The 352-nt window shown below is 67.0% G+C and carries 1 pseudogene; it reads left to right on the forward strand.

Going from position 1 to position 352, the window contains the following annotated elements:
- Window positions 1-352 (forward strand): annotated as a pseudogene (locus tag GV790_RS29265) (TetR/AcrR family transcriptional regulator); the annotation flags it as partial.

Consider the following 352-nt stretch of genomic DNA (forward strand, 5'->3'; position numbering starts at 1 on the left):
CGTCGAGGCCAGCAATCGCGCCTACTTCGAGGCCTACAAACGCAATGCCAAGCTGATGGCGCTGCTGGAGCAGGTCGCCACGATCGACCCCGAATTCGCCGAGTTGCGGCAGCGGCGTGGGGATGCGTTCATCCAGCGGAACGCCCGCAGCATCGCCGATCTGCAACGCCGCGGCCTCGCCGACCCGGAGCTGGACCCGCTGCTCGCCTCCCGTGCGCTGTCGAGCATGGTGAGCAGGCTCGCGTTCACCCATTTCGTCATCGCGCCCGACGACCCGCCGGTGACGATGGACGAGCTGACCTACACCGCTACGCGGCTGTGGGTGAACGCTCTGCGCATGCCAACCAAGGCA

The sequence above is a fragment of the Nocardia cyriacigeorgica genome, assembly GCF_010858045.1.
GTDB classification, from domain to species: Bacteria; Actinomycetota; Actinomycetes; order Mycobacteriales; family Mycobacteriaceae; genus Nocardia; species Nocardia cyriacigeorgica_E.